A 3,120-nucleotide genomic window follows, 5' to 3' on the forward strand; every position below is an offset into this window, starting at 1 on the left:
CGAAGAGCATGGCGTTGCCGATGATGAACAGCAGCATGATGGACACCTTGGAGGCGTCCAGCACGACCTTGCGCACCTCGGGGTGGTAGAGGCTGCGGGGGAAGGCCAGGAGCATGCCGCTCGCGTTGCGCAGGGCGGCGCGCCCCAGTCCCTCGCCGGGGAGCCGCCAGGGCACCCCCTTGAGCGGACCCATGTCGCGGTAGAAGTAGACCGCCACCAGGTAGGCGTACACCGCCGACAGGGCCGCCGCCTCGGTGGGGCTGGCCACGCCGAGGTAGATGGACCCGAGGACGATGAAGATCAGGAACAGCCCGCCCGAGGCCGAGATGAACGAGAGCAGCAGCGCCCGCAGGCCCGGCCAGGGCTGGGCGGGCAGGCCCTTGACCCGCGCCACCACATAAATGACCAGCATGAGCATGAGGCCCATCATCAGCCCGGGCACCACCCCGGCCATGAACAGCCGGGCCGCGGATTCCTCGGTGGCCGCCGCGTAGACGAGCATGACGATGGACGGCGGGATCAGGATGCCCAGGGTGCCCGCGTTGCAGATCACGCCGGCGGCCATGGACTCCGGGTAGCCGGAGCGGACCATGCCCGCGATGACGATGCTGCCGATGGCCGCCACCGTGGCGGGCGAGGAGCCCGAAACGGCGGCGAACAGCATGCAGGCCAGCACCGAGGCCATGGCCAGCCCGCCCCGGATCGAGCCCACGCAGTCCACGGCGAAGCGGATCAGCCTGTTGGCAACCCCGCCCGTGGACAGGAAGGCCGAGGACAGGATGAAGAACGGGATGGCCAGCAGGGTGTAGTGCCCGCCCAGGTTGGCCATGAGTTTCAGCGAGATGGAGGCCAGGGAGTCGCTGGAGAAGAACAGGATGGTCGTGATGCTCGCCAGGCCCAGGCCCATGGCGATGGGCATCCCCGACAGCAGGCACAGGAAGAGAAGCAGGAACAGGGCGAGGGTGGTCATGGCCGGGGCACCTCCCCGCCCTGGGGCGCGGCGCCGGGCGCGCCTGCGCGCCCGGCGTCACGTTTGACGTACATTTTGATCCCCTCCTTGGCCTCGTCGGGCAGCTTGAAGCCGTCGGCCTTGCCGGTGATCACGCGGGCCAAAAGCTCGAGCAGCCGCGCGGCGAGCATGGCGTAGCCGATGAACAAGATGCTGTGGGCCACCCAGCGCGGGACGGGAATGTCCTGCAATTCGATGCCGATGGCGTACATCTTGGACAGGTAGGCCCAGGCGCCGATCATCACCAGGGCGCAGTAGCACAGCGCCCCGAGCACGGCCACGGTGCTGATGACCCGGCGCGCCATCGGGGGCTGGACGCGCAAGAACGCGTCCACCCCGATGTGCGAGCCGACCTTGATGCCGTAGGAGGCGCCGAAAAGCACCATCCACGCGCCCAGGTGCAGGGTCAGCTCCGTGCCCCAGAGCAGGCCCTTGTTGAACACATAGCGCAGGATGACCTCGACGAAGACCTCCAGGGTCATGGCCGCCAGGAGCAGGGAGATGACCGTCTCCTCGAAACGGTTGAGAATCGTCCGGATGCTTGGCATGGGCCGGTCCGGTTAGTTCTTGTTGGAAGCCACGGCGGCGTCCAGCATCTCGGCGCCGATGTCGCCCTCGAACCTCTTCCACACCGGCTTCATGGCCTCGACCCACTGCTCGCGCTCGGCGTCGGTCAGCTCGATGATCTCGGTGCGGCCCGACTCGGCGATCTTGGCCCGGTCCTCGGCGGCCTTCGCTTCGGAAACCTTGTTGTTGTGGACGATGGCCTCGTCGATGCACTCCTTGAGCACGGTGCGCACGTCGTCGGGCAGGCCGTTCCAGAACTCCACGGAGGTCACCAGCATGTAGTCCAGCACGCCGTGGTTGGTTTCGGTGATGTAGGGCTGAACCTCGAAGAACTTCTTGGAGTAGATGTTCGACCAGGAGTTCTCCTGGCCGTCGATGGCCTTGGTCTGCAACAGGGTGAAGACCTCGGAGAAGGGCGCCTTGAGGGGCACCGCGTCCAGGGCCTCGAACTGCGCGGCCAGCACGTCGGACTGCATGATGCGGAACTTGCGGCCCTTGGCGTCGGCCGGCACGCGCAGGGGCACGTTGGAGGTCATCTGCTTGAGGCCGTTGTGCAGGTAGCCCAGGCCGATCAGGCCCTTGCCGGTCATGGCCTGGAGCAGCTCCTGGCCCTGGGGGCCCTGCTGGAAGCGGTCGATGGCCGCCATGTCGCGGAACAGGAAGGGCAGGTCGTAGATCTGTAGGCGCTTGGTGAACTTCTCGAACTTGGACAGCGCCGGGGCCGCGAGCTGCACGTCGCCGAGCAGCATCGCCGAGAGCACCTTGTCGTCATCGAAAAGCTGGGAGTTGGGGAAGACCTCCACGACGACCTTCCCGGCCAGCCGCTGCTCCACAAGCTCCTTGAGCCTGGTGGCCATCTGGCCCTTGGGCGTGTTCTCCGCGACGACATGGGAATACTTGATGACGATGGGCCCGGCCTGGGCTGGGCCGGACAGGACGGTCATGAAGGCCACGGCGAAGCAGACAGCCAACACTTTGCGCATCTTTTCCATTGGTGCAGTCCTCCAGGGTAGGAATATTCAACCAGCCTTACCGTCTTAGGGGACTCTGCGGCGGAGCGCAATGTTCGTTACTGATTTCACGCAACACGGGCGATGGGCGGTGTTGCATTCAAAATCAATTATATTTCGTTAGGATGCGGCATGGTCGGCCCGCCCGGGCCCGCCGCAGGGGCTGCCGGGCCCGGAAGGGGGGCTTTCCATTTTATAATCAATATATACAGCATATTGCGCTTGAAATTGGCGTGCCTGTTTTTTCGAAAGAAAAACGGGCTGCGGGCGGGAGCGGGGCATCTGGATGCCCCGCTTCGATGCCTGGGCGCTGGGACTCGGGGCGGCGAGGCAGGGCGCGGGGCCGTTCCCGGGGCCGGGACATACCAGGGGGTGCACGGTTTTCTCGGTATTTATGATGCTGTAATATATGGGGATGTGTTTCAGGTCGCGCGCGTGGTCGTCCGGGCTGCGGGGGGCGGACGCCGCTCCGGGGCGACGGAGAAAGACGGGCGGTCCCGGCCTCGGGCCCGGGGTGCGCGGCGGTTTGTGAAA

The 3,120-nt window shown here is 65.8% G+C and carries 3 protein-coding genes; all 3 read right to left on the reverse strand.

Annotated elements, in window-relative coordinates; translation table 11 throughout:
• On the reverse strand, positions 1 to 970 hold a 970-nt coding region (locus M0P34_RS14640), incomplete at its 3' end, for a TRAP transporter large permease subunit (RefSeq protein WP_291500439.1).
• A complete protein-coding gene (locus M0P34_RS14645) occupies positions 967 to 1,557 on the reverse strand; it encodes a TRAP transporter small permease (protein ID WP_291500441.1) in 591 nt (196 codons plus the stop codon). The genes M0P34_RS14645 and M0P34_RS14640, both read right to left, overlap by 4 nt.
• A gap of 12 nt (positions 1,558 to 1,569) precedes the next feature.
• Entirely contained in the window at positions 1,570 to 2,559 is a 990-nt protein-coding gene (locus tag M0P34_RS14650) for a TRAP transporter substrate-binding protein (protein ID WP_291500444.1), read from the reverse strand.
• Between the last annotated feature and the right edge of the window lie 561 nt (positions 2,560 to 3,120).

Origin of the sequence: Desulfocurvus sp., assembly GCF_023230885.1 — a bacterium.
Taxonomy (GTDB): Bacteria; Desulfobacterota; Desulfovibrionia; order Desulfovibrionales; family Desulfovibrionaceae; genus Desulfocurvus.

Excerpts from the sequence above, each read along its gene's own strand:
- M0P34_RS14645 (WP_291500441.1), bottom strand. The coding sequence starts at position 1,557 with ATGCCAAGCATCCGGACGATTCTCAACCGTTTCGAGGAGACGGTCATC.
- M0P34_RS14650 (WP_291500444.1), bottom strand. The coding sequence starts at position 2,559 with ATGCGCAAAGTGTTGGCTGTCTGCTTCGCCGTGGCCTTCATGACCGTC.